This is a genomic window from Lentzea pudingi, from assembly GCF_014646255.1.
In the GTDB taxonomy this organism is placed as follows: Bacteria; Actinomycetota; Actinomycetes; order Mycobacteriales; family Pseudonocardiaceae; genus Lentzea; species Lentzea pudingi.
Window position 1 is genome coordinate 554,083 of the sequence record NZ_BMNC01000001.1, and the last position, 26,805, is coordinate 580,887.

General features: G+C 70.2%; 19 protein-coding genes. 17 read left to right on the plus strand and 2 right to left on the minus strand.

Going from position 1 to position 26,805, the window contains the following annotated elements; genetic code table 11:
- Positions 1–108 precede the first annotated feature (108 nt).
- The 6 genes from IEY88_RS02610 (at position 109) to IEY88_RS02635 (ending at position 5,029) form a co-directional block, all read left to right on the plus strand.
- Positions 109–981, plus strand: coding sequence for an amino acid ABC transporter permease (locus IEY88_RS02610; protein ID WP_189152912.1), 873 nt, complete (start codon positions 109–111; stop codon positions 979–981).
- On the plus strand, positions 978–1,700 hold the full coding sequence (locus IEY88_RS02615) for an amino acid ABC transporter ATP-binding protein (protein WP_189152913.1): 723 nt from the start codon (positions 978–980) through the stop codon (positions 1,698–1,700). The genes IEY88_RS02610 and IEY88_RS02615 overlap by 4 nt, the downstream gene beginning before the upstream one ends.
- Positions 1,701–1,712: 12 nt before the next feature.
- Positions 1,713–2,645: an ABC transporter substrate-binding protein gene (locus tag IEY88_RS02620; protein ID WP_189152914.1), complete on the plus strand. Its 933-nt coding sequence runs from the start codon at positions 1,713–1,715 to the stop codon at positions 2,643–2,645.
- Positions 2,646–2,658: 13 nt separating this feature from the next.
- A complete protein-coding gene (locus IEY88_RS02625) occupies positions 2,659–3,111 on the plus strand; it encodes a winged helix-turn-helix domain-containing protein (RefSeq protein ID WP_189152915.1) in 453 nt (150 codons plus the stop codon).
- Positions 3,112–3,305: 194 nt separating this feature from the next.
- Positions 3,306–4,175, plus strand: coding sequence for an aminoglycoside phosphotransferase family protein (locus IEY88_RS02630; RefSeq protein ID WP_189152916.1), 870 nt, complete (start codon positions 3,306–3,308; stop codon positions 4,173–4,175).
- Positions 4,175–5,029: an aminoglycoside phosphotransferase family protein gene (locus tag IEY88_RS02635; RefSeq protein ID WP_189152917.1), complete on the plus strand. Its 855-nt coding sequence runs from the start codon at positions 4,175–4,177 to the stop codon at positions 5,027–5,029. The genes IEY88_RS02630 and IEY88_RS02635 overlap by 1 nt, the downstream gene beginning before the upstream one ends.
- On the opposite strand, the gene IEY88_RS02640 is transcribed toward IEY88_RS02635, so the two are convergent.
- Entirely contained in the window at positions 5,006–5,878 is an 873-nt protein-coding gene (locus IEY88_RS02640; RefSeq protein ID WP_229693025.1) for a helix-turn-helix domain-containing protein, read from the minus strand. The genes IEY88_RS02635 and IEY88_RS02640 overlap by 24 nt on opposite strands.
- Here IEY88_RS02640 and IEY88_RS02645 point away from each other — a divergent pair.
- The 11 genes from IEY88_RS02645 (at position 5,877) to IEY88_RS02695 (ending at position 24,572) form a co-directional block, all read left to right on the plus strand.
- The gene (locus IEY88_RS02645; protein WP_189152918.1) at positions 5,877–6,629 is read left to right on the plus strand and encodes a nuclear transport factor 2 family protein; all 753 of its coding nucleotides are present in this window, start codon (positions 5,877–5,879) and stop codon (positions 6,627–6,629) included. The two genes, IEY88_RS02640 and IEY88_RS02645, sit on opposite strands and share 2 nt — an antisense overlap.
- A gap of 1 nt (position 6,630) precedes the next feature.
- Positions 6,631–7,470, plus strand: a complete 840-nt coding sequence (locus IEY88_RS02650) for a macro domain-containing protein (RefSeq protein WP_229693026.1) — start codon at positions 6,631–6,633, stop codon at positions 7,468–7,470.
- A complete protein-coding gene (locus tag IEY88_RS02655) occupies positions 7,467–8,255 on the plus strand; it encodes an SIR2 family NAD-dependent protein deacylase (RefSeq protein WP_189152919.1) in 789 nt (262 codons plus the stop codon). The genes IEY88_RS02650 and IEY88_RS02655 overlap by 4 nt, the downstream gene beginning before the upstream one ends.
- Positions 8,252–9,376 carry an NAD(P)-dependent alcohol dehydrogenase gene (locus tag IEY88_RS02660; RefSeq protein WP_229693027.1) on the plus strand — a complete coding sequence of 375 codons (1,125 nt, stop codon included), beginning with the start codon at positions 8,252–8,254 and terminating at the stop codon, positions 9,374–9,376. Before IEY88_RS02655 ends, IEY88_RS02660 begins: the two co-directional genes overlap by 4 nt.
- A gap of 167 nt (positions 9,377–9,543) precedes the next feature.
- Positions 9,544–16,242 (plus strand): type I polyketide synthase, encoded by a 6,699-nt coding sequence (locus tag IEY88_RS02665; RefSeq protein WP_229693028.1) that lies wholly within the window; start codon positions 9,544–9,546, stop codon positions 16,240–16,242.
- Positions 16,230–19,895: a beta-ketoacyl synthase N-terminal-like domain-containing protein gene (locus IEY88_RS02670; protein ID WP_189152920.1), complete on the plus strand. Its 3,666-nt coding sequence runs from the start codon at positions 16,230–16,232 to the stop codon at positions 19,893–19,895. Before IEY88_RS02665 ends, IEY88_RS02670 begins: the two co-directional genes overlap by 13 nt.
- Entirely contained in the window at positions 19,895–20,155 is a 261-nt protein-coding gene (locus tag IEY88_RS02675) for an acyl carrier protein (RefSeq protein WP_036014077.1), read from the plus strand. Before IEY88_RS02670 ends, IEY88_RS02675 begins: the two co-directional genes overlap by 1 nt.
- On the plus strand, positions 20,148–20,915 hold the full coding sequence (locus IEY88_RS02680) for an alpha/beta fold hydrolase (RefSeq protein WP_189152921.1): 768 nt from the start codon (positions 20,148–20,150) through the stop codon (positions 20,913–20,915). The genes IEY88_RS02675 and IEY88_RS02680 overlap by 8 nt, the downstream gene beginning before the upstream one ends.
- On the plus strand, positions 20,912–22,069 hold the full coding sequence (locus IEY88_RS02685) for a glycosyltransferase (protein WP_189152922.1): 1,158 nt from the start codon (positions 20,912–20,914) through the stop codon (positions 22,067–22,069). Before IEY88_RS02680 ends, IEY88_RS02685 begins: the two co-directional genes overlap by 4 nt.
- Positions 22,066–23,814 (plus strand): methyltransferase domain-containing protein, encoded by a 1,749-nt coding sequence (locus IEY88_RS44005; RefSeq protein WP_229693029.1) that lies wholly within the window; start codon positions 22,066–22,068, stop codon positions 23,812–23,814. Before IEY88_RS02685 ends, IEY88_RS44005 begins: the two co-directional genes overlap by 4 nt.
- Entirely contained in the window at positions 23,811–24,572 is a 762-nt protein-coding gene (locus tag IEY88_RS02695; protein ID WP_189152923.1) for a hypothetical protein, read from the plus strand. The genes IEY88_RS44005 and IEY88_RS02695 overlap by 4 nt, the downstream gene beginning before the upstream one ends.
- Here IEY88_RS02695 and IEY88_RS02700 read toward each other — a convergent pair.
- A complete protein-coding gene (locus IEY88_RS02700) occupies positions 24,550–26,790 on the minus strand; it encodes an exo-beta-d-1,3/1,6-glucosidase (protein ID WP_189152924.1) in 2,241 nt (746 codons plus the stop codon). The two genes, IEY88_RS02695 and IEY88_RS02700, sit on opposite strands and share 23 nt — an antisense overlap.
- Between the last annotated feature and the right edge of the window lie 15 nt (positions 26,791–26,805).

Consider the following 26,805-nt stretch of genomic DNA (forward strand, 5'->3'; position numbering starts at 1 on the left):
GACAGGATGACCGCCGCTGGATCCATCCTGTCCTCCCGCTGCCACAACGACTGCACGAGCTGACTCCTCTCGCTCGTCTCACGTTCCCCGCCGCAGCAAGGACTCGCCATGACCTCTGGCACGCTGACTCGTGCGTCCACAAAGGACGATGATCTTTCCTCGTTACCGGTCGTGCCGGCTCGCCACCCGTGGCGCTGGGTCGGTGTCGCGTTCGTGCTGGTGCTCGCCGCGCAGTTCGTGCACGGTCTCGTCACGAACCCCGCGTGGGACTGGCCGACGTTCGCCCGGTACTTCACCGCCCAGTCGATCCTGACGGCCGTCGGCACGACGATCTTCCTGACCGTGTTCGGCACGGTGCTGGGGTTCGCGCTCGGCATCGTCGTGGCGGTGCTGCGGATGTCGAAGAGCCCGTTCTTGAGTGCGGTGGGCTGGACGTACATCTGGGCGTTCCGGTCGATCCCGCTGATCGTGCAGCTGCTGTTCTGGTTCAACATCTCCTATCTCTACCAACGGCTTTCGCTCGGCATCCCGTTCGGGCCGGAGTTCGTGAGCTTCGAGACGATCTCGCTGATCAGTCCGATGGGCGCGGCCGTGCTCGGTCTCGCGTTGCACCAGGCGGCCTACGCGGCGGAGATCGTCCGGTCCGGCGTGATCTCGGTCGACCGCGGGCAGCTGGAGGCGGCGGCCGCACTGGGCATCCCGAGGTTCCGGCAGCTCCGCAGGATCGTGCTGCCCCAGGCGATGCGCTCGATCCTGCCCAACGCCGCGAACGAGGTGATCAGCCTGTTCAAGGGCACGTCGGTGGTCTCCGTGATGGCGATCGGCGAGCTCTTCTACCAGGTGCAGGTCATCTACGGCCGCAACGCACGAGTCGTCGCGCTGCTGATGGTCGCGACTGTTTGGTACATCATCCTGACCACCCTGCTCTCGATCGGCCAGCACTACGTCGAGCGCTACTTCGCGCGAGGAGACCGCCGGTGATCGAGGTTCTGGGCGTGCACAAGAGCTTCGGCTCGCTGGAGGTGCTGCGCGGGGTGTCGCTCGACGTCGCGGCCGGTGAGGTCGTGGTGGTGCTCGGACCGTCCGGGTCCGGCAAGTCGACGTTGCTGCGCACGATCAACCACCTGGAGAAGGTCGACCGCGGGTACATCACCATCGACGGTGACCTGATCGGCTACCAGCGGCGCGGCGGCAAACTCCACGAGCTCAAAGAACGCGAGATCCTCAAGCAGCGCAAGGACATCGGGTTCGTGTTCCAGAACTTCAACCTCTTCCCGCACCTCACCGCGCTGGAGAACGTCGCGGAGGTGGCCCAACTGGCCGACGCGCGGCATTTCCTGGAACGGGTCGGGCTGGAGGACAAGGCGGACGCCTACCCGCGGCAGCTTTCCGGCGGCCAGCAGCAACGCGTCGCCATCGCGCGAGCCCTGGCCACGCGCCCGAAGGTCGTGCTGTTCGACGAACCGACGTCCGCGCTGGACCCCGAACTGGTCGGCGAGGTGCTGGACGTCCTGCGCGACCTCGCCCGGTCCGGCACCACGATGGTCGTCGTCACGCACGAGATCGGCTTCGCCCGCGAGGTGGCCGACCGGATCGTGTTCATCGACGAGGGCCTGATCGTCGAAGAGGGAGCACCGGAGCAGGTGCTAGACCACCCCGTCCACGAGCGCACCCGCGCTTTCCTGTCCAAGGTCCTGTAGAAGGAGTTCGTTGTGCGCAAAGTACTTCTCGCCGTCCTCGCGTTCGGTCTGGCCGCCTGTGGCACCGCCGGTGGTGAGGAACCCGCCGGCGGTGGGGGCGTCGGTGTCAACCTGACCCCGCAGCAGAACCGCATCACCGCCACGAAGGACGACAAGATCGCCTCGAAGGTGCCGGAGAAGTTCAGAACGAAGGGAGAGCTGGTGATCGGCGGATCCGCCGGCACAGCACCACCCCTGCGGTTCTACGCCACCGACGACAAGACCGTGATCGGCGTCGAGACCGACATCGCCACGCTGGTCGCCGACGTGCTGGGCCTCGAGCCGAAGCTGGAGGTGTCGTCGTGGGAGAACCTCTTCGTCGGCCTGGACAGCGGTGCGTACGACCTCGGCCTGTCGAACATCACGGTGACCGAGGCGCGCAAGGAGAAGTACGACTTCGCCACCTACCGGCTCGACACGCTGGCGTTCGAGGCGAAGAAGGGCGGGACGTGGAAGGTCAAGGAGCCCAAGGACGTGGCGGGGAAGGTGATCGCCGTGACGTCCGGCACGAACCAGGAGAAGATCCTGGTCGACTGGAGCGCGCAGAACGTCGCCGCCGGCCTGAAGGCCACCGACGTCAAGTACTTCCAGAACTCGTCGGACTACTACCTGGCCCTGCAGTCGGGTCGCATCGACGCCTACCTCGGCCCGAACCCGTCGTCGGCCTACCACGCGGCGACCTCCGGGCAGACCGAGGTGATCGGCAACTTCTCCGGCGGCGCCACCGTCCAGGGCAAGATCGCCGCGACCACCAAGAAGGACAGCGGTCTCGTGACGCCCGTCCAGGAGGCGCTGAACCAGCTGATCGCCAACGGCAAGTACGCCGAGGTGCTGAAGCGCTGGGGCCTGTCCGACGAGGCCGTGCCGACGTCGGAGATCAATCCGCAGGGCCTGCCCAAGAGCTGAGGAGGTTTGCGTCATGAGGTTCAGCATCACCATCGACACCGAGGACGAGGACACCGCGCTGAGGCTGCTCGGCGCGCTGAAGGACTCCGGCCTGGTACCCGCCGTCGAGGCGGCGGTCGAACAGGTCGACGTCCGGATCCTGCCCGACACCCGCCAGGTCCTGCTGCACGAGAAGCCGGTCGACCTGACGCGACTGGAGTTCGAACTGCTGCTGCACCTGTGCGAGCACACCGACCGCGTGCATCGCCGCCGTGAACTCCTCGCCACCGTGTGGGGTGTGAACGACGACTACAGCGGAGCTCGCACGGTCGACGTGCACGTGCGGCGCGTGCGGCAGAAGCTCGGCGACGCGGCCGAGGTGATCCAGACTGTCCGGGGCGTCGGGTACCTCGTCGCGTCCAGCGCCCGTTTCCGGGTGGAACGGTCGCCGAACGTGGTGCGGCTGGCGGACCGGCGCGCGGGGTGATCGTCCACTGGACTCGGCTGGACGCTCCAGAGGTCGCGGGGATGATGGCCGATGCCTCCCGACGGACGGGCTGATGGCTGTTGCGCGACGGCATCGCCGCCCTGGGTCCTTTCGGTGCTGCCGTTCGAGAAAGGAGTTGCCCCGGTCTGGGACTCGGTGTTGCATGCGAGGCTCACCTCTGGGGGAGTTGATCGATGCTCGACGGCGAGACCGCCACCGACGTGTCCCTCGTACGCGACCTGATCCGCACGCAGTTCCCGCGCTGGCAGGACCTGCCCGTCCGCGAGGTCGCCCACGGCGGCACCAGCAACGCGATGTACCGGCTGGGCGACGACCTGGCGGTGCGGCTGCCGCGCCGTGAGTGGGCCAGGGACTCGGCGTCCAAGGAGGCGTCGATCGTGCCCGTGGTTCTGCCGCACCTCCCGGTCGCCGTGCCGGAACCGCTGGAACTGGGCGTGCCCGGGGAGGGCTACCCGTACGAGTGGTCGGTCGTGCGCTGGCTCGACGGCGAGACCGCGCCGTTCGAGGCGGTCGGAGACAACACCCCGTTCCGACTGGCGGAGTTGGTTCTCGCGCTGCACGGGATCGACGCCGGCGGCAGGCCGTGGACCACCGGGCGTGGGCGGCTGGACGCGGAGGCGGACGACGAGGCCGTCCGGCGGTGCATCGACCAGATCGGCGGGAGTCCGCTGCTCACGGGTCTTTGGGAGGAGTCGCTGGCTGCTCCTCGCTGGTCCGGGCCGTTGCGCTGGCTGCACGCAGACCTGCACGAGGGCAACCTGCTGTTCACCGGTGGCGAGCTGAGCGGGGTGATCGACTGGGGGAGCGCTGGGGTAGGTGATCCGGCGGCGAACCTCATGACCGCTTGGCTCTACCTGGATGAACGCGGGCGCAAGCAGTTCCGGCGTGAGGTCGGGTTGGACGACGCCACCTGGGTTCGAGCGCAGGGGTGGGCGTTGCATCTCGCTGTGCTCGCGTTGCCTTATTACCGCGAGACGAACAAGTTTCTCGCAGGGATCGCCAGTCGGACGCTCGACCAGCTCTGTTCGGGGTGGGACGACTGATGAAGATCGACCGGTCTCTTGTGGACGGTATGATCCGCGGTCAGTTCCCGCGCTGGCACGGCCTCGAACTCCGGGAGCTGCGGCACGGCGGCACCGATCACGCCATCTACCGGCTGGGCGACGATCTAGCGGTCCGGCTCCCACGCCTGGAAGAGGCCAAGGACCAGGCCGAACGGGACTTCGAGGTGGTGCCTGGGCTCGCACCACACCTGCCGGTCGCCCTGCCGGAACCGCTGGCGCTCGGCGAACCGACGGAGGACTACCCGTTCCGGTGGTCCGTGGTGCGCTGGCTCGGTGGCGACATCTCCACGATCGACGCGGTCAGCCCGCACACCGGCGCCCGGCTGGCCGAGGTGCTGCTGGCGTTGCAGAAGGTCGACACCACTGGCGAATCGTGGACCACCTACCGCGGCCGCCACGACATCTCGATCAGCGACGCGGGCGTGCGCTGGGCCATCGCGAAGCTCGGCGGCGATCCGATGCTCACCGCCATCTGGGACGACGCGATCAGCGCGCCGCGCTGGCGCGGCCCGTTGCGCTGGGTGCACGCCGACCTGCATCGCGGCAACCTGCTGTTCAGCGGCGGCGAACTCACCGGCGTGATCGACTGGGGCTGCGCGGCGGCAGGCGATCCGGCGGGTGACCTCATGACCGCGTGGCTGTTCCTCGACGAGCGCGGCCGCACGCTCTTCCAGCGCGAGATCGGCTACGACGACGCCACCTGGACGCGGGCGCGCGGCTGGGCACTGGAGCTTTCCGTGCTGGCGCTGGCCCGCCGAGGCGACAGCAACCCGTTCGTCGCCGGCATCGCACGCCATGCCCTGGCCCAGCTACTCACGGAACGCACCGGGTGACACCCCTGTCTCCCGGGCGAAGAACTTCGTGAAGTTCGTGGCCTCGCTGAACCCGAGCCGGTGCCCGATCGCCGCCGACGACAGATCCGTGTGCACGAGCAGCCGCTTGGCCTCCAGCGTCACGCGGGCGTCGATCAACGCCTTCGCGGACTGCCCGGTCGCGGCCAGGCAGATGCGGTTCAGGCTGCGCGTCGAGTAGCCGATCCGCGCCGCGTACTCGGCGGCGTTGCGCGTCGAGGCGAATGACCGTTCCAGCTCCTGCTGGAAGCGTTCGAACCGGGGGTCGTGCCGCGGGGCGTCGCCGGGCAACCTCGCGACGCGCAGCAGCAACGCGCCCAGCAACTGGCACAGCAGGTCGACGGGTTCGCCGGTGAGCAGGTTGCGGCGGTACTCCTGCCGCAGGTCCTGCATGGCCCGGCTGAAGACCGGCAGCTCGGCCTTCCCCACGGAGTGCAGCACCGGGCCGAACGGGCCGAGCACCGGCGGCGGGAACGCGGGGGTGAACAGCATCAGGGACGCCTCCGCCGAACCGGACGGCAGCCGGAGCACGCGGCCCGGGGTGATGTGCAGGAGTGTGCCGGGGGAGCACGGGTGGTCCACGAAATCGACCATGGTCGTGCCGGTGCCCGCGGTGAAGAGGAAGAGCTGGTGGAAGTCGGTGCGGTGCACCTTCGTCAGGGTTTCCCCGGTCACACGGCGGCGGAGCATGCCGAGGTCGAGCGCTTCGAAGCCCAGCTGCCCGCGGTCGGGGTTGCTGAAGCCGAACTGGGCGACCTGTCCACTTTTGACCATGGTGAGGCGTGATCCTACCTCGATCGGCTCACCCAGGCGTAGCACTGTGTGGGTCATGGACAACAAGGAACTCGTGCTCAAGGCCGCAGGCGAACTGTTCAGCGACAAGGACCCGTCCGCTGTGGATCGCTGGGTGGCGCCGGACTACCGCCAGCACAGCTCGCTCGCCGCGGACGGACCCGAGGCGTTGCGCGGGCTCGTCGCGAGTCTGCCGGAGGACTTCCGCTACGAACCGGCCCGCGTGATCGCGGACGGTGATCTCGTTGCGCTGCACGGTGTCTACCACGGTTTCGGGCCGGAGCCGCTGGTCGCGTTCGACCTGTTCCGCGTGCGGGACGGCAAGCTCGCCGAGCACTGGGACGCGCTCACTCCCGTCGTCGCGAACACCGCGAGTGGACGGTCCCAGACGGACGGTGCCGCGCAGCCCGCCGGCGATGACACTGAACGCAACCGTGCGCTCGTCAAGGAGTTCGCGCAGCGGGTGCTGCAGGACGCCGACTACTCGGTGCTGACCGACTACATCTCCACCGAGATCTACCTGCAGCACAACCCGGAGGCCGCCGACGGGCTCGACGGGTTCGGCGCCGCCGCCGCGATCTGGGCGCAGCAGGGGAAGAACCTGGTCTACAAGACCGTGCACCAGGTCGTGGCCGAGGGTGATCTCGTGTTGTTGCAGTCGGAAGGCGAGTTCGGCGAGCCGGTCGCGTACTGGGACCTGTTCCGCGTGCAGGACGGCAAGATCGTCGAGCACTGGGACGTCATCGTGCCCGTCCCGGCCGCGCTGCCGCACACCAACGGGCTCTTCTGACGTGCTCACGACCCTGCCCGACTACCGGCGCGCGGTCGCACTGGACGAGCCCTTCCGGCCGCTCAGCGCGCCCGCCCCCGCCGGCGAACTCGACGCGCTGACGAGCCTCGCCCTGCGGATGCTCGGCGACGACCCGTGGGTCGGCCCGTTCCACCTCCCCGGCAGTGCGCACGAACGGCGGCGGCTGCTGCGGGCGGTGCTGACCGTCCGCGAAGCCGCGCCGTTCGACCCGGAACTCGTCGCCGTGCTCGACGCGGTGCTCGGCGGCGAACGGCAGCAGTCGGCCGACGTCCGGGACCTGCCCGGACCGGTTTCGGTGTGGCGCGGGGACATCACGCGGCTGAAGGCCGACGCGATCGTCAACGCCGCCAACGACGCGATGCTCGGCTGCTTCCAGCCGTTGCACGCCTGCGTCGACAACGCGATCCACCACGCCGCCGGACCACGGCTGCGGGCCGACTGCCGGCGGATCATGGACCTGCAGGGCACCCCCGAACCGACCGGCACCGCGAAGATCACCCGTGGCTACCACCTGCCCGCGTCGTTCGTGCTGCACACCGTCGGCCCGATCGTGCGCGGGGGACTGCTGCCCGCCCACGGAAGCGCGCTCGCCGACTCCTACCGGGCCTGTCTGGATCTCGCGGCCGAGGTCCCGGGGATCCGCACGATCGCGTTCTGCGGCATCAGCACGGGGATCTTCGGGTTCCCGACACGGCCGGCGGCGCGGGTCGCCCACGGCATGGTCCGGGACTGGCTGGCCGCGAACCCCGGCCGGTTCGACCGGGTGGTGTTCGTGGCGTTCGGCGCTGAAGACGAAGCGGTACACCGGGAGTTGTTGTGACGCTGGAGAAGTGGCTGGACGAGGCCGACCGGGTGCTGATCGCGGCGGGTGCGGGACTCTCGGCGGCGGCCGGGTACGACTACTCGGACACCGAACGGTTCGCCGAGCTCTTCCCGGTGCTGCACGACAAAGGCCTGTGGGCGCGGTACCAGTTGATCGGGCTGCCGCTGCCGCCCCGGTTGATGTGGGGCTATTGGTCCGTGCACGTCGACGACATCCGGTTCGGTGACGAGCCGAACCCTGTGTACCAACGCTTGCGCGAACTCGTCGGTGCTCGTGACCACTTCGTCTTCACCTCCAATGTGGACGGTTTGTTCGAGCGCAACGGGTTCGACCAGGAGCGGATCTGGACGCCGCAGGGCGACTACGGCCGGTACCAGTGCGAAACGCCGTGCACGCGCGAGACCTGGCCGAGCAGGCCGATCATCGAGGCCGCGCTCGCCACCTACGACAGGTCGACCGGCGAGGCCACCGCTGTGCCGTCGTGCCCGAGCTGCGGGGGAGAGGTGTTCCTCAACGTGCACAAGGGACCTGAATACGTGCCCGACCACTACGTGCCCGCCGGGCGGCGGCTCCGCGAGTGGCTCGACGACGGCGTGCTCGTGATCGAGATCGGCGCCGGGTACAGCACACCCGGAGTCATCCGCTCACCGGTCGAGTCGGTGGTCCGAGGACTGGCGGGTGCGCGGCTGGTGCGGATCAACCGGGACCACGCCGAGGTGCCGGCGGATCTGAACGGACGTGCACTGGGCGTGCGGGCGAACGTGGCGGAGGTGCTGGCATGAGGATCACGGCGGCCGTGGTGGGCGAGAAGCACGGCGACTTCGAGTTGCGCGAGGTGCTCCTCGACGAGCCGCGCGACGGAGAGGTGCTGGTCCGGGTCGTGGCGGCCGGGATCTGCCACACGGACTCGATCACCCGGCACGGCGACCTGCCGTTCCCGCTGCCCGGCGTTCTCGGCCACGAGGGAGCGGGTGTGGTCGAGGCGGTCGGGCCAGGCGTGTCCGGTGTGGTGGAGGGGGACCACGTCGTGCTCGGCTGGCCGTGGTGCGGCGAGTGCCGCAACTGCCTCGACGGTCAGCCGCGCTACTGCCTGCGGCTGGGCGACCTGCTGGTCGGCGGCGGACGTGACGACGGGTCGACCGCGTTGCGCCGGCTGGACGGATCGCCGCTGGCGAGCCACTTCTTCGGGCAGTCGTCGTTCGCGACGCACGCGGTCGTGCCCCACCGCGGCCTCGTGCCGGTCGAGGGGCCGTTGGAACTGCTGGGTCCCATGGCGTGCGGGCTGTCCACCGGAGCGGGCGCCGTGCTGAACGTGCTGAAGCCGCACCCCGGTTCGTCGCTCGTGGTCTACGGCGCCGGCACGGTCGGCCTGGCCGCGATCATGGCCGCGGTCAACAGCGGGGCCACCCGGATCATCGCGGTGGACCGGCACGAGTCCCGGCTCGCACTGGCGCGCAGGTTCGGCGCCACGGACACCGTGAACGTCGCCGTGGACGACCCCGTCGCGGCGGTGCATGAGATCTGCGGCGGGCCCGCGGACTTCAGCCTGGAGTGCACCGGGATCGTCGCGGTGTGCCGGCAGGCGGTGGACTCGGTGGGCATGCGCGGGGTGTGCGCGCTGATCGGTGGGGCGCGGGCAGGGGCGCAGATCGAACTGGACCACCTCAGCACGTTGTGGGGCAAGCGCGTCGTCGGTGTGCTCGGTGGTGAAGGGCGCGGCCCGTCGCTGATCACGACGCTGATCGACCTCCACCGGCAGGGCAGGTTCCCGTTCGACGAGCTCGTCACGCACTTCCCGTTCGACGGCATTGGGGGACGCGCTGCGCGCCGCCGAGACGGGCGAGGTGATCAAGCCGGTGCTGCCGATGCCATAGCACGGCGCGCTATCCGCGAACCGGAGTAAGAGGCCCCGCCATCCGGGTCCATTCGTCAGGTTACGTATGTGAGAAAGTTTCACCACCCCCCTCGACGCCGCATCGGGTTTGTGCGTACGGTGAGCGCTCGGTAACCGTACCGGCCAGTAGGAACCCTAGCTGAATTCCTTTCTCCCCACCCCTGCAGGGTGAGGAAGTGAGCGCAGTGAACATGCTGACGGATCGAGAACGGGTGCTGTGCCTGAGTCCTTTCGGCACCCCCAACCCGGCCCTCGTGGTCGCGGCCGAACGTGCTGGTGGTCTCGGCGTGCTCGACCTCGGGCCGACCGCCGCCGCCGACCTCGGCCGTGTCACGACGCGTCACCCGCGCGCCTTCGGGGTGCGGCTGCACGGACCGCTGACGGTGCCTCTGCCCGACGCCGTGGACACCGTCGTAGTGGATCTCGTTCGGTACGTCCCGAACCTCGCTGAGCTGGGTGAACGCGCTGTTCTCGCAGTGATCACCTCGGTGGCGGAAGCCGTTGCGGCGATCGAGTTCGGGGCCACCGGCTTGATCGCCAAGGGTGCCGAGTCAGGCGGCCGAGTGGGTGGTTCGCCCGCGTTCGTCCTGCTCCAACAGGTGCTCGCGGTGACCGATCTGCCTGTCTGGGTGGCCGGATCCATCGGCCCCGACACGGCTGCCGCCGCCATCGCCGGAGGTGCCCGCGGAGTGGTGCTGGAAGGCCAGCTCACACTCGTCGCGGAGGCCCGAAAACATATTTCCGGCGAAATTGTCAACGCGGTCCGGATGATGGACGGCGCCGACACCGTCGTGAACGACGGGTTACGAGTGCATGTTCGTCAAAACACGCTCGAAATTGGGCAAGAAGGTTCTCTGGCCGATTTCTACCGTAGCTCGTTCGGGACGGTCGGCGGTGTCGTGAGCGCCATTGCCCGGGGCATTCGGGACAATCTCACCCTGGCGGGTGAGCACCGCTCGATCCGGTCCGGCGGCCCGTTCTGCGACCGCGTCCCCGGCCTGCGGTTCCCGATCGCGCAGGGTCCCATGACCCGCGTCAGCGACCAGCCCGCGTTCGCCGCGGCCGTCGCCGAGGGCGGTGCGCTGCCGTTCCTCGCGCTCGCGTTGATGGAGGGCCCGGCGGTCCGCGAACTGCTGGACCACACCGCTTCCAAACTCGGCGAACGGCCGTGGGGCGTCGGCCTGCTCGGCTTCGCGCCGCCGGAGTTGCGGGCGCGGCAGCTGGAGGCGGTGCTGGCCGTCCGGCCGAAGTACGCGATCGTCGCCGGGGGCACGCCCACGCAGGCGCGTGAGCTGGAGGACGCCGGCATCGAGGCGTTCCTGCACGTGCCGTCGCCCGCGTTGCTGCGCCGGTTCCTCGACGAGGGCGCGCGCAAGTTCGTCTTCGAGGGCTCGGAGTGCGGTGGGCACACCGGTCCCCGGACCAGCTTCACGTTGTGGCAGCAGCAGATCGACGTGCTGCGCGGACGGGAGAAGGACGTCGTCGCCCTGTTCGCGGGCGGCATCCACGACGCCCGCTCGGCCGCGATGATCTCCGCGATGACCGCGCCTCTCGCGGCGCGGGGTGCGGCGATCGGCGTTCTCGTCGGCACGGCCTACCTGTTCACCGAGGAGGCCGTGACGCACGGCGCGATCCAGCCGGTGTTCCAGCAGGTCGCGCTGGAGTGCGAGGACACCGCGCTGCTGGAGACCTCGCCCGGCCACGCCGTCCGCTGCGCGCAGACGTCCTATGTGGACACGTTCGAGCAGGCGCGGGCCGAGCTCACCGGACTGTCGAAGCAGGAGAGCTGGGAGCGGCTCGAACAGCTCAACCTGGGACGGCTCCGGCTCGCGAGCCGCGGTCTGGTCCGCGACGAGAACGGCCTGACGGCCGTCGGTGAGGACGAGCAGCGCCGCGAAGGCATGTTCATGATCGGCCAGGTCGCGACGCTGCGGTCCGAACGCACCACGATCTTGGCGCTGCACGAGGACATCGTGTCCGGGGTACTGCCCGAGACAGCTGCTGACGCTGTCGACTCCGGACCGCTCGACGTGGCCATCGTCGGCATGGCCGCGATCATGCCGGGCGCCCGCGACGTCGCCGAGTTCTGGACGAACGTGCTGGCGGGCACCGACTCCATCACCGAGATCCCGCCGGACCGCTGGTCGCCCGAGCGCTACGGCAGCCCGTTCAAGTGGGGCGGATTCCTGCCGCGCACGGCTTTCGACCCGTTGGCCTACGGCATCCCGCCGACGTCGCTGACCTCGATCGAACCCGCGCAGCTGCTGGCCCTCGAGGTGTCGGCGCGGGCGTTGAAGGACGCCGGGTACGCGACGCGGGTGTTCGACCGCGAACGCACCTCGGTGATCTTCGGAGCCGAGGCCGGCGCCGACCTCGCGAACGCTTACACGGTCCGCACCGCGTTGCCCGCCCTGGGAATCCGCGACCTGGACGACCACCTGCCGAAGCTGACCGAGGACTCGTTCCCCGGTGTGCTCGGCAACGTGATCGCCGGCCGGGTCGCGAACCGGCTCGACCTCGGCGGCGCGAACTACACCGTCGACGCGGCCTGCGCGTCGAGCCTCGCCGCGCTCGACGTGGCGTGCAAGGAACTCGTCGGCGGCACCAGCGACATGGTCCTGTGCGGCGCCGTCGACCTGCACAACAGCGCCCACGACTACCAGATGTTCGCCTCGGTGAAAGCCCTGTCCGCCAAGGGCCGCTGCGCCACGTTCGACTCGGCGGCCGACGGCATCGCACTCGGTGAGGGCGTCGCGGCCGTCGTGCTGAAGCGGCTCGCCGACGCCGAACGCGACGGCGACCGGGTCTACGCGGTGATCAAGGGCATCGGCGCGTCGAGCGACGGCCGTTCGATGGGCCTGACCGCGCCCCGCCCGGAAGGCCAGCAACGAGCCCTGCGCCGCGCCTACGCGTCGGCCGGACTGCCGGTCACCGACGTCGGCCTGGTCGAGGCGCACGGCACCGGAACCGTGGTGGGCGACCGCACCGAGCTCGCGTCGCTGACCGAGATGTTCTCCGGCGTCGAACCCGGCACGTGCACGATCGGCTCGGTGAAGTCGCAGATCGGCCACACCAAGTGCGCCGCCGGCCTCGCGGGCGTGATCAAGGCGGCGCTGGCCGTCCACACCGGCATCCGTCCCGGCACGTTGCACGTCAAGCAGCCCAACGCTTTCTACGACGCTGCCACGAGTCCGTTCGCGTTCGGTCACCGCACGTGGGCGAGTTCCCGCCGGGTCGCGGGCGTGAGCGCGTTCGGGTTCGGCGGCACGAACTTCCACACCGTGATCGCGGGCTACACCGGCGCCGACGAGCCCCGGCACGGCCTGACCGCGTGGCCCGCCGAGCTGTTCCTGATCCGCGGCGACGATCAGGCTGCCGCACAACGGGAAGCGGTCCGTCTTCGCGCTCTGGTCGACGCCCGCACGCCGTTGCGTTCGCTGGCCGCGGCCTGTGGCAGTGGTCTTGTCCAGGCTGCTTTCGTGGTCAGCGATCACGTGGGGTTGTTGGCGGCGTTGGAAGACGTCGAGGCCTGGCGTTCGTCGAGCGTGGTGTCGTTGCGGACGGGGGAGCGGCCCCAGGTCGCGTTCCTGTACCCCGGTCAGGGCAGCCAGCGGCCGGGCATGCTGCTCGACCTCGTCACGGCGTTCCCGCGACTGCAGGACTTCCTCGACGCGCGCTACGAGCGGGTCATGTATCCGCCGGCCGCGCTGACCGCCGAGGACGTGTCCCGGCAGCGCGCGGAGATCACCGACACCCGCAACGCCCAGCCGACGCTCGGCATCGCCGGGCTCATGGTCACGTCGTTGCTCGATTCCGTTGGTGTGCGGCCGGATCTGGCCGGCGGCCACAGCTACGGCGAACTGGTCGCGTTGTCGGCAGCGGGTGTCTTCGGGGCTTCTGAGTTGTTGTCTTTGAGTGTCGCGCGTGCTGAGGCGATGCTGGAGGCGGTCGGCGAGGACTTCGGCACGATGGCCGCGGTGACCGCGTCGGTGGCCGAGGTCGAGGCGCTGCTGCCGTCCGACGTCGTGGTGGCCAACCACAACGCACCCGACCAGGTCGTGATCTCGGGTCCTACCGGGGCCGTGGGTGATGCGGTCGAGGTGCTTCGAGGCGCTGGGCTGACCGTGAAGAACATCCCGGTGTCGGCCGCGTTCCACAGCCCGATGATGGCGGGTGCGCGCGACCGGTTCGCGGCTCGTCTGGCTGACGTTCCGCTTGGTGAGCCGCGGTTTCCGGTGTGGTCGAACGTGTCCGCTGAGCCTCACGCCGATGTCGCGGCAGGTCTGTCCGCACAGCTCGCGGGCCGCGTGCGGTTCGTGGACCAGATCGAGTCGATGTACGCCGCGGGCGCACGGATCTTCGTCGAGGCCGGCCCCGGCGGCGTGCTGACGTCGCTGGTCGGCAAGACCCTCGGCGAACGCCCGCACCAGGCGCTGCGCTGCGACGACCACGTGACGTTCCTGCGCACGCTAGCAGCGCTAGCGGTCGCCGGCGTCGAGGTGGACACAGCACCGCTGTTCGAGGACAGGGCCGAACCCGCCACGGCAGTGCCGCCACGGCCGGGCTGGTACGTGGATGGAGGACTCGTGCGCGACGCGAACGGCGACGCTCTGCCCGGCGGGCTGAGGCCCGCGACGGAGTTCCCGACCCTGCGGGTGGGGTCGGGGCTGGGGCGCGACGAGATCATCGAGAAGTTCCTGGACGGCATGCGGGACGCGGTCAGCGCCCAGCGGGACGTGCTGCTGAGCTACCTCGGCACCTCGCCCGCGCCTGCGCCTCGGGTGATCGATCAGCCGGTCTCGACGGCGTCGGTGGGTACGACGGGTGGTGCGACCGCGGTGGGTGCGGCGTCGGTGGGTGCGGCGGTGGGTGCGGCGGCGGTGGTCAAGCCGCAGGAGGACGTCGGCTCGGTGGTCTTGCGGACGATCAGCGCCCGCACCGGCTACCCGGTGGAGATGCTGCAGCCGGGGTTGGACCTGGAAGCCGACCTGTCGATCGACTCGATCAAGCGGACCGAGATCGTCGGTGAGCTGGTGGCGGAGCTGGGCGCCTCCGGTTCGGTGGACGAACTCGCCCAGCTCAAGACCATCGAGGGCATCGTCGGGTGGTTCGGCTCCGCCGGTGCGGATGCCGACGTGCGTGATGCCGGCCAGCCGAATGTCAACAATCTGAATGTCAACAGTCCGAATGTTAACAAGCCGATTGTTAACATTCTTACAACTGTGGTGCAGACGATCAGCGCGCGTACCGGCTATCCGGCGGAGATGCTGCAGCCGGGCCTCGACCTGGAAGCGGACCTGTCGATCGACTCGATCAAACGCGCCGAGATCGTGGGTGAGCTGGCACAGGCCCTGGGCGCCTCGGGGTCGGTCGACGAGCTCGCCCAGCTGAAGACGATCGAGGGGATCGTCGGCTGGTTCGGCGAGACCTCCGCACTCGCCGCTGCCCCTGCCCCCGCGCTTGTCGCCATCCCCGCTGGCACGCTCGGCGCCATCCCCGCTGGCACGCGCGGCGCCGCCCCCGTCCCGGCGCTGACCGCGGGCAAGTCCGGCAGGCTCGTCCGGCTCGTGCCGCAGGTGGTCTCCGCCGAACCCGCCGCCCCCACCGACCTCACCGGCAAGACCGTCCTCGTCATCGACGACAACGGGATCGGCCTCGAGCTCGCCGACCTCCTCGAACGCCACACCGCCCGCCCGCGCGTCGAGCCGTCGTTCCCGGCCGACCTGACCGGTGTCGACGTCGTGGTCCGGCTGCACGCTCAGCTGCCGGAGGCGTTCGGCGAGGTCAAGGCCTGCGTGACGAACGGGATCGCGCTCGTCGTGGTCACCACGGGCGGTGGCACGTTCGGCTTCGACCACCAGCCCGACGAGTTGCCTGCCGACATCGGGTTGCACGGGCTGATCCGCACGGCCGCGCTCGAGTACCCGGATCTCGTGGTGCGGTCGGTCGACGTGAACCCCAAGGAGAGCCATCGCGACATCGCCACCGCGTTGCTCGCCGAGATAGGGCCGGGCCCGGCGGTTGTCGGGTACCACGCAGGGCGGCGGCAGGTCATCGAGGCGGTCGAGGCCGGTCTCGCGCCTGCGGACCTGACCCTCGACGCGGACGGCGTGGTGTTGCTGACTGGTGGCGCGCGGGGCATCACTGCGCTAGCGGCGCTAGCACTTGCCGAGCGCACCGGGTGCCACATCGAGTTGATCGGCCGCACGCCGATCACACCCGAAGACCACCGGCTCGGTCACGCCACCACCGAGCCCGAACTCGTGAAGGCGTTGTTCGAGGTCGGCGAGACCCAGGACGTGCCGGTCAAGGCGCGCAAGGTTCTTGCCGAGCGTGAAGTCCGCAGCACGATGGAGCGGTTGCGCGCCAAGGCATCGAGCGTCAGGTACCACGAGTGCGACGTCACCGATGTCGAGGCCGTGCGCAAAGTGGTTGCCGACATCAAGGCCCGGTTCGGACGGCTCGACGGTGTCGTTCACGGTGCCGGTGTGCTGGACGACAAGCTGATCGAGGCCAAGACGCAGGAGTCGTTCGAACGGGTGTGGGCCACGAAGGTCAACGGTGCCAAGGCGTTCGACGACGGGTTCCTCGTGTTGTTCGGGAGTGTCAGCGGTGTGTTCGGCAACCGCGGGCAGGCCGACTACTCGGCGGCCAACGACGCGCTCGACCGGATGGCGCGGTTCTGGGGGCCGCAGCGGCGGGTCGTCGCCGTCGACTGGGGGCCCTGGGCCGGTGCGGGCATGGCTGTCGGGCTGGCCGGTGAGTACGCGCGGCGCGGGATTCCGCTGATCCAGCCCGAGCAGGGTGTCGACGCGTTGCTGAACGAGATCGCGAACGGGCAGGACGTGCAGGTGGTCTACCGATGGGAGGCATAGCGATCGTCGGGATCGGTGCCGTTTTCCCCGGTGCCCCGGACGCGGCCACGTTCTGGCGCAACATCGCCGGTGGCGTCGACGCGATCGGTCAGATCCCGCCCGGGCGCTGGGACCCGGCCACCTACTACGACCGGCACAGCAGGACCGGCGACAGGTTCTACTGCCGCAAGGGCGGGTTCGTCGACGACCTCGCCGAGTTCGACCCGACCCGGTTCGGCATCATGCCGTCCACTGTGGACGGCGCGGAGCCCGACCAGTTGCTCGCCCTCGCGACGGCGGCGGAGGCCATCGCCGACGCCGGTGGTGAAGGAGCACTGCCGTCACGGGATCGCGTCGGAGTTGTGGTCGGGCGGGGCGGGTACCTCACGCCGGGGTGTGCGCGGCTCGACCAGAAGGTCCGGCTCGCCGACGAGGTCGTGTCGGTCGTGAAGGACCTCTTCCCGAGCCTCCAGGGCACCGAGCTGGACACCGTTCGGCAGGCCATCCGCGACCGGCTCGGGCCGGAGCAACCGGAGGCGTCGATCGGTCTCGTGCCGAACCTGGCGGCGTCGCGCATCGCCAACCGGTTCGACCTCAAGGGCACGGCCTACACCGTGGACGCGGCCTGCGCGTCCGGGCTGGTCGCGGTCGAGCACGCCGTCCGCGAACTCCAGGAGGGTCGCGCGGACGCCATGCTCGCCGGCGCCGTCCACGTCTGCCACCACCCGACGTTGTGGAGCGTCTTCACGCAGCTCAGGGCGTTGAGTCCGACCGAGCGCATCCGGCCGTTCGACGCATCGGCCGACGGCACGCTGCTGTCCGAGGGCGTCGGCATGGTCGTGCTGAAGCGGCTGGAGGACGTCGGCGACGAGCGCGTGTACGCGGTGATCCGCGGCGTCGGCAGCGCGAGCGACGGCCGCGCGACCAGCATGATGACGCCCAACCCCGAAGGCCAGCTCCTCGCCGTGCAACGAGCCTGGGCCAGCGCCGGTCTCGATCCCCGGGAGAAGTCACCGGGGTTGATCGAGGCGCACGGCACCGCCACGCCCGCCGGGGACGCCGCCGAACTGCAGACGATGATCGCCGCGTTCGGCGAGCAGGGGGACGAGATCGGCATCGGCACGGTCAAGTCGATGATCGGCCACGCGATGCCCGCCGCCGGCATGGCCGGGCTGATCAAGGCCGCGCTCGCCCTGCACCACAACACGCTTCCGCCGACCCTGCACGTCGAGAACCCGCACAGCAGCTTGACCGGCACCAGGTTCACGCCCGTGACGACCGCTCGCGAGTGGACCGGACGGCACCGCGCGGTCGTCAACGCGTTCGGGTTCGGCGGGATCAACGCACACGCGGTGCTGGACGGCCACACCATCGCCAAGCCGCGCAAGCCGGTGATGACGTTCGCCGCCGACACCGCGGAAGAGCTGGCACGAGCACTGGAAGAACGCCGCACCTCCAGCGCCGACAGGGCGTTCCGGCTCGCCATCGGCAACCCGGACGACCGCAAGCTGAAGCTCGCCGAACGCGTCCTCGCCCAGGGCAAGGCGTGGCCGGGCCGCCACGACATCTGGTTCAGCCCGCAGCCGCTGCTGACCAGCACCGACCAGGTCGCGTTCGTGTTCCCCGGTTTCGAACGCGAGTTCAGCGGCGAAGTCGTGGACCACGCCGTCGGGTTGTTGCAGGACGGGCGGAAGGAAGCCCGCGAGCTCATGGCGCTCGGCATCACGCCGGGAGCGCTCGCCGGGCACAGCATGGGCGAGTGGACCGCGATGGTCGTCGGCGGCATCTACCCGACGATCGACGAGTTCGTGTCGGCACTCGGGCCCGGTGCGGTCGCGGTGGTCGACATCGCTTACGCCGCGCTGGGGTGCTCGGCCGACGCCGCCGAGCAGTACCTGGTCGACGGCGTGACGGTCAGCCACGACAACTGCCCGCACCAGTCCGTGATCTGCGGTCCGATCGACCACCTCGAAGAAGTCATCACGACGCTGAAGGCCAGCGGCGTGATGGCGCAGCTGATGCCGTTCCGCACCGGCTTCCACACCCCGGCGCTCGCCCCGTACCTGGGCCGGGCCAAGGAGATGCTCGACCAGCTGCCCGTCCGCGCGTCGGACATCCCGGTGTGGTCGGCGAACTCCCTCGAACCGATGGCGCCCGGTGACGTCCGCGAACTGGTGCTGCGCCACCTGGTCGAACCCGTCCGGTTCCGGCCGCTGCTGGAACGCCTGCACGGCGCGGGTTTTCGTGCTTTCGTCCAAATCGGACAGGGCAGCCTGCCTGGTTTCGTCGGCGACACGCTGAACGGCAAGCCGCACATCGCCCTGAACGCGGACATCGCGCCGGAGGCGTTGTGGGCGTTCGGGCTGAAGCGCGGCACCGCCCACAAGGTCAAGCTCAGGCTCGGCACGCCCAAGGTGAGGCTCGACCCGCTCGGCGCCGCACCCGTGCTGGTCGCCGACGACAGCCCGATGTCCGCCGCGGTCAACAAGCTCCTGGCCCACACCAACGCCGTGGCACGCGAGGTCGTCGGCGCTTTGAGGCCCAACGAGGCAGGGTTCACCCGAGAGTTCTCACTGCGGACCATGCCGGAACTCGTCGACCACTCGGTGTTCCCGCAGGCACCCGGCTGGCCGGACCTCGCGGACGGCTTCCCGATCGTGCCCGCGACCGGCCTGCTGGAGGTGTTCGCGGACGCCGCACGTCGGCTCACCGGCGGCACCGTGCACGGGTTCGCGCAGGTCAGGGCCAAGCGCTGGCTCACCGCGCTCCCTGCGACGACCGCGAAGATCTCGGCCCGCGCGGAAGGCCAGGACCGGGTCACCGTGAAGGTCGGCGACTACGCAGAGGGCATCGTGCTGATGGCGCCGCAGACCCCCGAACCGGTCGGCAAGGTGCTCGAAGGCGTCCGCGAGGCACCGGTGACCGCCGCCGAGTTGTACCGGGACAACTGGATGTTCCACGGACCGGCGTTCGCGGGCGTCACGAAGATCGACTGCCTGGCGGACAACGGGATCGCGGGCGTGCTGACGCCGTTGCCCGCGCCGGGGGCGTTGCTCGACAGCGCCGGGCAGCTGATCGGCCACTGGATGCAGGTCTGCCGCACGGTGGACCAGACCGTGCTGCCGACCGGGATCGAGCGGGTCACGTTCCACGGGCCCGCGCCGACCGGCGACGTCCGGTGCACCGCGTGGATCCGCGAGGTCACCGACCAGGTGATGGTCGCGGACGCCGAGCTGACCGCGGACGGCGTGCTGTGGTGCCGGATCACCGGCTGGACCACCCGCCGGTTCACCACCGACGACCGGATCTGGCAGGTGAAGCTCAAGCCCGGCACCGAGCTGCTGTCCACACAGGACGGCGAGTGGCTGCGCGTCACTGAGAACTGGTCCGACAGCGCGACCCGGGACCTGATCATGCGCCGGTACCTGAACTCCACCGAACGCCACCACTACGGCGGCTTGGACGTACCGGCCCAACGCGACTGGCTGCTGCGCGTGATCGCGGTGAAGGACGCCGTGCGCACGTGGCTGTGGGATCGCGGGGCCGGTCCGGTCTACCCGGCGGAGCTGACCGTGACCGCCGACGGACGCGTGCGCGGGGCCTTCGCCGTCCCGCGCGTCGAAGTGACGAGTGACCCAGGGCGAGCCGCGGCCCGCGTGCGAACGGAGATCTGATGGACGAGGTGCTGCAGCAGGTCGCCAAGCTGATCACCGAGGTGGTGGGGCCGGACTTCCTGCTGGGCGTGGAGATCACCCGCGACACCACGTTCAGCGACGACCTGGGACTGGAGTCGATCGAGTTCGTGGCGCTGGCGGACAAGCTCAACGCCCACTACGGCGTCGATCTCGTGGCCTTCCTCGCGGACATGGACATCGACGAGATCATGGCGATGTCCGTCGGCCGGCTCGTCGACCACATCACGGCTCGTGTCTGAGGTCCAGGCCCGAGGGCTGCGCTTCCACGTGCAGCGGCTGGGCCCCACCGACGCGCCGACCGTGGTGTTCGTGCACGGCCTGGTCATGGACAACCTGTCGAGCTTCTACTACACGCTCGCCGCGCCGCTGGCCAAGGCCGGGTTCGGCACGGTGCTGTTCGACCTGCGCGGCCACGGCCTGTCCGAGCGACCGCCCGACGGGTACACGCCGGAGGAGAGCGCCCTGGACCTCGTCGCCGTGCTGGACGAGATCGGCGTGACCGAGCCGGTCTTCCTCCTGGGCAACAGTTACGGCGGTGTCGTCGCGATGCACGCGGCCGTCCAGGCGCCCGAACGCGTCGGCGGTGTCGTGCTGGTCGAGTCGGCCGTCGGGGGAGTGGTCGGCGACGCGTGGTTCGAGGACATCACGAACACGCTGACCGTCGCGGCGCTGGGCCTGGAGTTCGACCGGACGCAGGACCAGCTGATGGCCCTGGGCCAGCGCAAGATCGCGAAGCTCGCGGTGAACGCCAACGCGTTGCTCAACGGCACCACGCTGATCGACGACCTGGGCTCCGGCGCGAAACTCGACCTCACCCAGGTCCGGTGCCCGGTGCTCGGCGTGTACGGCGCCGAGTCCGAACTGATCGGGGCCGCCGCCGAACTGCGCGAGCGCATCCCGTCTTGCCGGCTGCACGTGGTCTCGGGGCTGGGCCACACGGTTCTGCGCGAGGCCACCGCGGAACTGCTCGACGTCCTGTTCGACTGGCTGCCGTCATGAGCCGGTTCCTGTTCGTGGTGCCGCCGCTGACCGGCCACGTCAACCCGACCGCCTCCGTGGGCGGCGAGTTGCTGGCGCGCGGGCACGAGGTGGCGTGGGTCGGGCACCCCGGCACGCTCGCGCGGTTGCTGCCCGACGGCGCACGGATCTTCCCGGCGATCGACGACCTCCTGGAAGCCGACATCCGCGCGAAACGGGAGCGCTGGCTCGCGTTGCGCGGGATGGCGGTGCTCAAGTTCTTCTGGGAGGAGTTCCTGATCCCGCTGGGGCACGCCATGGTGCCCGGCGTCGACACGGCGGTGCGGGCGTTCCAGCCGGACGTGGTCGTCGCCGACCAGCAGGCGCTCGCGGGTCCGTTGGTGGCGCGCAACTCCGGGCTGCCGTGGGTGACGTCGGCGAGCACGTCCGCGGAGCTGGTCAATCCACTGAGGACGATGCCGAAGGTCGACGCGTGGGTGCGGGACCTGCTGCACGACTTCGCGGGCGGGGACATCAGGTTCTCGGACCGGCTCGTGCTGGTCTACAGCTCGAAGGCGCTGGTGCGGGAGGAGTTCGGGGACGAGGTGGCCTTCGTGGGACCGGCGCTCGCCCACAGGGTGGAGCGGGTCGGGTTTCCGTGGGAATGGCTGGCGGGAGGAGCCGGACCGCTGGGCGGCGTGGCGCGGGAGCGGTGCGTTCTCGTCTCACTCGGCACGCTCAACGGCCCTGCCGGCGAACGGTTCCTCGGCCAGGCTCTGGAGGCGGTCACGGACCTGCCGGTCGGCGTCGTCATGGTCGCCGAGCCGCGGCCCGCGCCTCCCAACGTCCTCATGCTCCCGTCCGTGCCCCAGCTGGCACTGATGCCGCACCTGGACGCGGTCGTCACCCACGGCGGCCACAACACGGTCTGCGAGGCCCTGGCCCACGGGTTGCCGCTGGTGGTGGCCCCGATCCGCGACGACCAGCCGACCGTGGCCGCCCAGGTCGTGGCGGCGGGCGCCGGCGTGCGGCTGACGTACTCGCGGGCAAGAGCAGCAGACATCCGCAGCGCGCTGGAATCGGTGCTGGACGAGCCGGAGTACGCGGCCGCCGCCGACAACGTGCGCGCATCGTTCTTGGCGGCAGGCGGCGCAGCGGCCGCGGCCGACCGACTGGAAAAGGTGGTGGCCGGGTGATTCTCACCGGGGCAATTCTTTCTGGGCTGGTGGTCGCGGTCGTCGTTCTCGACGTCCTGCGCCTGCGGTCCCGCGCGTCCAAGCTGCGTGTGCTCGCCCAGGGCGCGGGCGAGCACACGCTTCTCACCGCCACCGGGGTCCATCCGGAGGGCTCGTGGGAGACCGAGGACGACCTTGTCGACCTCGTGCCGCGCGACCTGCCCGCGGTGGCGGCGCTGGACCTGCTCGGCGCGGTCGACCCCGGCAAGTACCGCGACGACCAGTGGGCGCGCGGGATCAGCGCCTCGCAGGCCGTGCTGGTGCGGGAGACCTACCGCGAGGACGTGGACCCCGACGACCCGACCGAGTTCATCGCGTACGTGCGGCGGGTCAAGGACCACGTGCACGCGAAGGTCGACATCGCGGTCGCGCCGGGGCTGAAGGCCGGGCCGTACGACCTCGGCTACCGCGCGGCGATTCTCCGGAGGCTCGGGAAGCGGCCGTCGCTGTGGATCGCGGGCTCGGTCATCGGGTACGCGGCGGTCGCGGCCGCCCTGATCACGAACTGGCGGTGGGGACTCGTCGCGCTGGCCGCGTACTGGGCGCACCCGATCCTCGTGTTCGCCGGCACGCCGCTGAAGCCTCGTGACCTGTGGGTTCCGCGTGTTGTGCGCACGCCCTACCTGTGGTTCAAGACTTCCAGCGGCAAGAAGTCCACGGCCGAGCTCCGTCAGGCCGAGCACCTCGCGCAAGCCACGCCCTGGTACGAGCAGAACCGCGACCGGAACTTCCACGAGGCACCGCGCGACACTTGCCCGTCGTGCGGGAGCACGGACCTGCGCCGCTGGGTCACCGCGACGGACCTGGTGCAGCGCAAGCCCGGCACGTTCACGATGGACCGGTGTGTCCGATGTGGACACGTCTGGCAGAACCCGCGCCTCACCGAGGAAGGCCTGGGCTTCTACTACCGCGACTTCTACGACGGCCTCGGCGAGACGTCGGCGGAAGCGGTGTTCTCCGGCAAGACCGACCCCTACTACGGCCGTGCGCGCATGGTCGAGCCGTTCACGAAGCCCGAACGGTGGCTGGACGTCGGCTCCGGGCACGCGCACTTCTGCCTGGGGGCCAAGGAGGTCCTGCCGCAGACGCAGTTCGACGGGCTCGACCAGGGCGCGGCCATCGAGGACGCGGCCCGGCTCGGCCGGATCGAGAACTCCTACCGCGGCAGCTTCAAGGACTTCGCGGGCGAGCTCAAGGGCCGCTACGACGTGATCAGCATGCACCACTACCTGGAACACGTGCGCGACCCGTGGGAGGAGCTCGACATCGCCGCGGACGTGCTGCCGAACGGCGGTTACCTGCTGATCGAGCTGCCGGACCCGGAATGGCGGCTGGGCAGGTTGTTCGGCCAGTACTGGATGCCGTGGTTCCAGCCGCAGCACCAGCACATGATGCCGATCGGCAACCTGGAACACGCGCTGGCCGATCGCGGACTGACCACAGTGGCCACCGAACGCAGGGAAGCCCACCTCTGCAACGACTTCACGCTCGCGCTGCTGCTGTGGCTCGGTGACAAGGCTCCGCGCACACCCGCGCCGTGGCGTCCGGAGAAGGTCCGACTGCGGCGCACCCGCAGCTTCCTGGTGTGGTCGCTGGGCATCCCGGCGTTCTTCGTCGCGCTGGCCCTGGACCAGACGGTGAACCGCTTCCTGGCCGCCCGCACCGGGAACGGCAACGCCTACCGGCTGCTGGCGCGCAAGGCATGACGGTCGACATCGCGGATCGGCCCGAGCTCGCGCCGGAGCTCAGGCTGGTGCCGCACGCGTTCCGGCGCACGTTCGGCCGTCCGGCGCAAGGCGTCTGGTACGCGCCGGGGGTGCTGAACCTGCTGGGCGGCGCCGTCAGGGTCCCCGCCAAGTGGGGCGCGATCGTCGCGGGGGACCTGCGCGACGACGGTGTCCTCGAACTCGTGTCGGTGAACCGCCCCGCCGAACGCGCCGTGCTGCCGTCGGACGACGTTCCGGCCTGGGCACGGGGCGTGCGGGCGAGGGGCGGCGCCACGTTGATGTGCAGCGTGGACCTGCCGCACGGCAGTGGGCTGTCCGCGAGCGAGGCCCTCAACGCGGCCGTCGGACTCGCGCTCGGCGAGGTCGACCAGCCGGATCCCGGCCCACTCGACCTGCCCGGCCAGCGGCTGCTCGTGGTCGACACCCGGATCCGGCGTGGGCAACCGCAGGAAGAGTGCCCGTTCGAACAGGACTTCCAGGACCTCGGCGCCGCACTGACGGCGTACCACCACGCCCAGAACCCGGATCCCGAGCAGGACGCGGTCGTCCAAGCCGCGCTCGAAGCGGGCGCTCGGGGCGCGAGCATGCTGGTCGACCCGCCGGGCAGGCCCGCTGTCGCACTGGTCGACGCGGACCTGGTCCCGGCGGTGAAGAAGGCGATCACGAAGGCGGTGGAGATCCCTCCCCGCTACCTCACGATCACGCCCGCTCCCTTCAAGACAACGGCTTTACGGTGAACTCGGCCCGGCGCAGGTCCCTCGAGCTCGGACCCACGAGCAGGACGAACTCGCCGGGCTCCACCACGCGCAGCCCGGCCGCGTCGACGATCGTGCAGTCCGAGACCGGGAGCTCCAGGTCGACCTTCACGGTCTCGCCGGGCTCCACGTCGACCTGCGTGAACGTCTTGAGCTCCTTGTCCGCCCAGCTCACCGACGTCACGGCGTCGCTCACGTAGACCTGCACGGTCTCACGGGAGGGCCGCGCACCGGTGTTGGTCAGCGTGATCGAGGCCCTGACCGTCTCGTCCGGACGCAGCACGGCCGTCTCGACGTGCAGGTCGCCGTACTCGACCGTCGTGTACGACAGGCCCTCGCCGAACACGAACGCCGGCTCCTGCGTCAGGTCGGCGTAGCGCGTGCCGTGCTGGCCGCGGATCTGGTTGTAGTACGTCGGCTGCTGGCCGGCGTGCGCCGCGAACGAGATCGGCAGGCGGCCGCTGGGCTCGACGAGCCCGTGCAGCACCTCGGCGATCGCGCGGCCACCCTGCATGCCGGGGTTCGCGACCCACAGCAGCGCGGCGGCGTTGCGCGCCGACGCGGGCAGGACCAGCGGCTTCGACGCGAGCAGCACCACGATCAGCGGCTTGCCGGTCTCCGCCAGCGCGTCGAGCAGGGTGATCTGGCCACCGATCAGGTCGAGCGTGGCGGTGGACCGGCCCTCGCCGACCAGTTCGATCTGGTCACCGACGACCGCGACGACGAAGTCGGCGTCCTCGGCCGCCGCGACGGCCTCGGCGATCAGGGTCGCGTCCGGCGCACAGGCCTGCACCACGGGCGGGCGGGGCTGGCCGTCGGGGAACGTGTCGCCCTCGGGGTCCGGCTCCAGCGTGAGGATGTCGGCGCCGCGGGCGTACGTGACCTCCTGCGACGACAGCTCGCGCAGCCCGTCGAGGACGGTCGTGATCATCTCGCGCGGGTGGCCGTTGGGCAGCCAGTCGGCCTGGCCGGACGACCCGGCCCAGTCGCCGAGCTGGGTCTGGGCGTCGTCGGCGAGCGGGCCGACCACCGCGATCTTGCCCTTGCCCTGCGCGAACGGGAGCACGCCGTCATTGCGCAGCAGCACCAGCGACCGGCGCGCGACCTGCAGGTTCAGCGCCACGTGGTCGTCGTGGTTGATCATCGTGCGCTGGCGTTCGGCGTCGGGCCTGCGCGGGTTCTCGAAGAGCCCGAGGTCGAACTTGAGCGTCAGGATACGGGTGACCGCGCGGTCGAGGTCCGACTCGGCCAGCAGCCCCTCCTCGACGGCCTGCAGCGCGCCGTCGAAGAACTGCGGGGTGGTCATGATCATGTCGTTGCCGGCCTTCACGGCGGCCGCGGCGGCGTGCATGTGGTCGGGCTGCAGCTTCTGCTCCCAGACCATGCGCCCGACGTTGTCCCAGTCCGTGATGAGCGTGCCCTTGTAGCCCCACTCACCGCGCAGCACCTCGTCGAGCAGCCACGAGTTGACCGTGATCGGCACTCCGTCGGTGGACTGGTAGCCGAGCATGAACGTGGCGCAGCCCTCGCGGGCGACCCGCTCGAACGGCGGCAGGAACCACGACCGCAGCTTGCGCCGCGACAGGTCCGCCTCGCTCGCGTCCCGTCCGCCCTGGGTCTCCGAGTACCCGGCGAAGTGCTTCGCGGTCGCGAGGATCGCCGTCTCGTCGGCCAGGCCGTCGCCCTGGTAGCCGCGGACCATGGCGGCCGCGAGCTCCCCGATCAGCACCGGGTCCTCGCCGAACGTCTCGTCCACGCGGCCCCAGCGCAGGTCCCGCGAGATGCACAGGACCGGCGAGAACGTCCAGTGCACGCCGGTCGCGGCGGCCTCGACGGCGGTGACGCGGGCGACCTGCTCGACGAGCTGCGGGTCCCAGCTCGCGGCCATGCCGAGCTGCGTCGGGAAGATCGTGGCGCCCTCGTAGAACGAGTGGCCGTGGATGCAGTCCTCGGCGATCAGCAACGGGACGCGCAGGCGTGTCCGCGTGGTGAGGTCCTGCGCGCGCAGCACGCGTTCCGGCGAGGTGTGCAGGATCGACCCGACGTGCTTGCGCAGCACGTGGTCGTCCAGGTCCTCCCTCGAGTCCAGCTGCATCATCTGGCCGACCTTCTCGGCCGGCGTCATGCGGCCCAGCAGGTCGGCTACCCGCTCTTGCGTGGGCAGCGTGGCGTCGAGGTAGGGCACGTCGTCGCGATCCATGTGGTCTCCGAGAGG